This is a genomic window from Oleiphilus sp. HI0123 (assembly GCF_001635315.1).
The window spans coordinates 1-4,178 of record NZ_LWGE01001253.1; the positions used below are offsets into that span (position 1 = coordinate 1).

At 44.2% G+C, this 4,178-nt stretch carries 5 protein-coding genes; all 5 read left to right on the top strand.

Annotated features, from left to right (window positions below; all coding sequences use genetic code 11):
* The coding region (locus tag A3761_RS14745; RefSeq protein WP_304439615.1) for a transketolase C-terminal domain-containing protein at window positions 1–266 on the top strand (266 nt) is incomplete at its 5' end.
* A 44-nt stretch (window positions 267–310) separates the two neighbouring features.
* Entirely contained in the window at window positions 311–1,342 is a 1,032-nt protein-coding gene (locus A3761_RS14750) for a type I glyceraldehyde-3-phosphate dehydrogenase (protein ID WP_068506446.1), read from the top strand.
* Window positions 1,343–1,378: 36 nt separating this feature from the next.
* On the top strand, window positions 1,379–2,542 hold the full coding sequence (locus tag A3761_RS14755) for a phosphoglycerate kinase (protein ID WP_068554692.1): 1,164 nt from the start codon (window positions 1,379–1,381) through the stop codon (window positions 2,540–2,542).
* Window positions 2,543–2,572: 30 nt separating this feature from the next.
* On the top strand, window positions 2,573–3,637 hold the full coding sequence (gene fba / locus A3761_RS14760; RefSeq protein ID WP_068506450.1) for a class II fructose-bisphosphate aldolase: 1,065 nt from the start codon (window positions 2,573–2,575) through the stop codon (window positions 3,635–3,637).
* 209 nt (window positions 3,638–3,846) lie between these two features.
* A partial coding sequence (locus A3761_RS14765) for an Ig-like domain-containing protein (protein ID WP_156491868.1) occupies window positions 3,847–4,178 on the top strand: 332 nt, incomplete at its 3' end.

The following is a 4,178-nucleotide window of genomic DNA, read 5'->3' on the forward strand; positions in this document are numbered from 1 at the left end:
TTAATGTCCGAGTTGTTTCTATGCCTTGTACTGATGTTTTTGATCAGCAAGATATCGAATATCGCCTGTCTGTTTTACCTCTTGAGGTTCCTGCGCGTATTGCTATTGAGGCAGCGATCGCCGATTACTGGTACAAGTATGTGGGTATTGACGGACGAGTGATCGGCATGAATAGTTTTGGCGAGTCTGCACCTGCAGGACAGTTGTTTGAGGAGTTCGGCTTCACTGTTGATAACATCCTAAATGTTGCCGAAGATTTGCTATAAATGCACGACCTGATAGTGAGCCTTGAAGGTATCGGACGCTCAGAATGACTTATCGTGTCGCAATTAATGGCTATGGTCGTATTGGGCAGTCTTTGTTGCGTGCTAGCTATGAACGGTCGAAAGGCCGTTCTGTTGGTGACGATTCGATAAAGTTTGTCGCTATTAATGAGCTTGCAGATGCTGATACGATTGCTTATTTGACCCGGTACGACACGACATTTGGTAGATTCCCGCTTTCAGTTGATGTCCAGGGTGACTCGAAGATGGTTGTCGGGAACGACCTAATTGCCTTAACACGTTTTTCGCAACCTAGCATGCTTCCTTGGGAGGATCTGGGTATAGATTTAGTCATGGAGTGTACTGGTCGCTTTAGTTCTCTTAAGCAGGTTTCCGGTCATTTGGAGTCTGGTGCCGGGCGCGTGCTTGTTTCTCAACCAGGTGATGAAAGCTTCGATAAGACAGTGATCTATGGTGTAAATCATTTTGGCTTAGATAGTGGCGACATAATCGCCTCGTGTGCGTCATGTACTAGTAATGCTGTTGTGCCAGTATTGAGTGCTATAGATGAACGCTTCGGTATTGTAGCTGGTTCGCTTACCACTATTCACTCCGCTATGAATGATCAGCCAACGATCGATGCCTATCATCATCAGGATCTTAGGCGTACTCGAAGCTCGATGAACAATGTGGTTCCCGTCGACACAGGTTTGGCGAAAGGTGTTGAGCGTATTTTGCCTGACTTGAAAGGTAAATTAACTGCGACTGCTATGCGAGTCCCTACGATTAATGTTTCAGCGATAGAGTTATCGTTGTATGTAGATATGGCCGTTAATACTAATGATGTGAACGCATTGTTAGCCGAAAAGGCTGGTGCCGATAAATTTGGTATTTTCCACTACACCGAAGAGCCGTTAGCGTCGAGTGACTTTGTTGGTGATACTCACTCAACAATTGTTGATGGTAGCCAGACAAGAGTGAGTGGCGGACGTTTGATCAAGGTTTTGACTTGGTTTGATAATGAATGGGCATACGCAAACCGTATGCTCGATGTTGCTAGATATTGGCTTGCAAAGTGACTTTTTGCAGGGCCGCAATGTTATATGGGAGATTATATGTCTGTTCTTAAAATGATGGATCTCGACCTTAAAGGAAAGAGGGTTTTGATTCGCGAAGATTTGAATGTTCCAGTTAAAAATGGAAAGGTAACGAGTGATGCACGTATTCGAGCGTCATTGCCTACAATCAAGCATGCTATGGAAGCCGGCGCTAAAGTAATGCTTATGTCTCATTTGGGTCGACCAACTGAGGGTGAGTATGATGAGGCTTTTTCACTGGCGCCCGTTGCTAGTCATATGTCCGATCTGCTCGGTAAAGATATTCCAGTACTAAAAGATTGGCAGGATACAGACGGTCTGAATGACGGCGACGTTGTGTTATTTGAAAATGTTAGATTTAACGTTGGTGAAAAGAAAGATGATGAGGCTTTGTCAAAGGCCTATGCAAAGCTTTGTGATATTTATGTGATGGATGCTTTCGGAACCGCTCATCGCGCACAAGCATCTACGCATGGTGTCGGCAAATTTGCCCCTGTTGCCTGCGCAGGCCCTTTGCTTGCTGCTGAGCTGGATGCTTTAGGAAAAGCATTAAAAGAACCTAAGCGACCTTTAGTTGCTATTGTTGGTGGTTCCAAAGTCTCCACTAAATTAACAGTGCTTGAGTCACTTTCTGATATTGTTGACCAGCTAATTGTCGGTGGCGGTATTGCTAATACCTTTTTAGCTGCTGATGGCAAGGCTGTTGGTAAGTCTTTGTGCGAAGAAGATTTAATTTCCAAGGCTAAAGCTCTTAGCGAAAAGACTCATATCCCATTGCCTACAGACGTCGTGGTTGGTAGTGAGTTTTCAGAGTCTGCAGTTGCGACAACGAAAAATTCTGATGAGGTAGATGAAGGCGATATGATTTTTGATATCGGCCCGGCAACCTCTGAGAGCTTGGCGGAAATACTGAAAAGTGCGGGTACGATAATTTGGAATGGGCCAGTAGGCGTGTTTGAGTTCGACCAGTTTGGTGCGGGCACTAAAGCGCTATCATTAGCCATCGCTGATAGTGATGCATTCTCAATAGCAGGTGGTGGCGACACCTTGGCTGCTGTCGATAAGTATGAAATCGCAGATAAGGTTTCGTATATTTCTACGGGTGGCGGTGCCTTTTTAGAATTTGTAGAAGGTAAGACTTTACCTGCAGTAGCAATGTTAACAGAGCGCGCAAGCTCATAAATTCAATCCATGTTTTAACCGGAGATAATCATGGCATTAATTAGTATGCGACAACTACTTGATCATGCTGCAGAGTATGACTACGGAGTTCCAGCGTTTAACGTAAATAACCTTGAGCAGATGCGCGCTATTATGGAAGCAGCTGATCAAACAAATAGTCCTGTGATAGTGCAGGCTTCAGCCGGTGCTCGTAAATATGCCGGAGCACCTTTTTTGCGTCATCTTATTTTGGCGGCTATCGAAGAATTCCCGCACATTCCTGTTTGTATGCATCAGGACCACGGTACTTCTCCAGCAGTTTGCCAGCGCTCGATTCAACTTGGGTTTTCTTCAGTGATGATGGATGGTTCGCTGATGGACGATGGCAAAACACCTTCCAGCTACGAATATAACGTTGACGTCACAAAGCGCACTGTTGAAATGGCGCATGCTTGCGGTGTTTCTGTTGAAGGTGAGCTTGGCTGTTTGGGGTCTTTAGAAACTGGCCAGGCAGGTGAAGAAGATGGTGTTGGTGCTGAAGGTACACTTAGTCACGATCAGATGTTAACTGATCCAGAAGAGGCAGCAGATTTTGTTAAGCAAACTGGTGTTGATGCGTTAGCGATTGCATGTGGTACAAGCCATGGCGCGTATAAGTTCACGCGTCCACCTACTGGTGATATTTTGGCTATTGACCGTATTAAAGCGATAAATGAACGTATTCCTGGTACGCACCTAGTAATGCATGGTTCATCCTCTGTACCTCAAGAATGGCTTGCTGTTATTAACGAGTACGGCGGCGAAATTCCTGAAACCTATGGTGTCCCTGTAGAGCAGATTGTAGAGGGCATAAAATATGGCGTTCGTAAGGTAAATATTGATACCGATCTACGTCTGGCTTCTACTGGTGCTGTGCGTCGCTTTATGGCACAGAATCCAGCAGAATTCGACCCTAGAAAGTATCTAAAAGAAACTGTAAGTGCGATGAAAGAAATTGTAGTTGCTCGATACGAAGCGTTCGGAACAGCTGGTCGTGCTGATAAGATTAAGGCTCAAAGTCTTGATTCAATGTTTGCACAGTACCAAGACGGTTCTTTGGCTCCGAAGATATCTTAACCTTGGTAAGGGCCTGAATTTATTCAGGCCTTTTTTCTCATTGCGTTTAAAAAAGCCCTCATTAAAACTTTTATACTCAAACTGTCCAATATTTTCTAAGCGAAGCTGTTACTTGTCGCACAATCTTGGAAGTAAACCATAGAGCGTTCATCTGGTACATGGTATAAATGCCTGATTCATTTCTACTATTGTATTTATATGGAGTTTAAATGCACTCTCACTACCTAAGAGCCGGGAAAAATAAACTAATACTCCTGGTTGTTATTTTTCTTTCGGGCCTTTCTGCCTGTGATAGCGATGGTACTCGTAGTCTGCCTGAAGCTGCCACCGATACTACTGCACCGACTATTATTCGCATCACTCCTGATTCTGAAGAGATAAGCTACGGCGTGGACTTAAATCCAACTGTGTTATTTAGTGAGAAAATGAATATAGATTCTTTACTTGATAATCGAGTTGGTATTTATTCTGGTAGTTTCGATCCTGACTCAATTACAGAGCCTGTTGAGCGAGAAATAAATATTTCTCACAGTACTGTCCC

What these genes read in the sequence shown, in the direction of transcription:
- fba (WP_068506450.1), top strand. Translation starts at nt 2,573, where the DNA reads ATGGCATTAATTAGTATGCGACAACTACTTGATCATGCTGCAGAGTAT.
- A3761_RS14750 (WP_068506446.1), top strand. Translation starts at nt 311, where the DNA reads ATGACTTATCGTGTCGCAATTAATGGCTATGGTCGTATTGGGCAGTCT.
- A3761_RS14755 (WP_068554692.1), top strand. Translation starts at nt 1,379, where the DNA reads ATGTCTGTTCTTAAAATGATGGATCTCGACCTTAAAGGAAAGAGGGTT.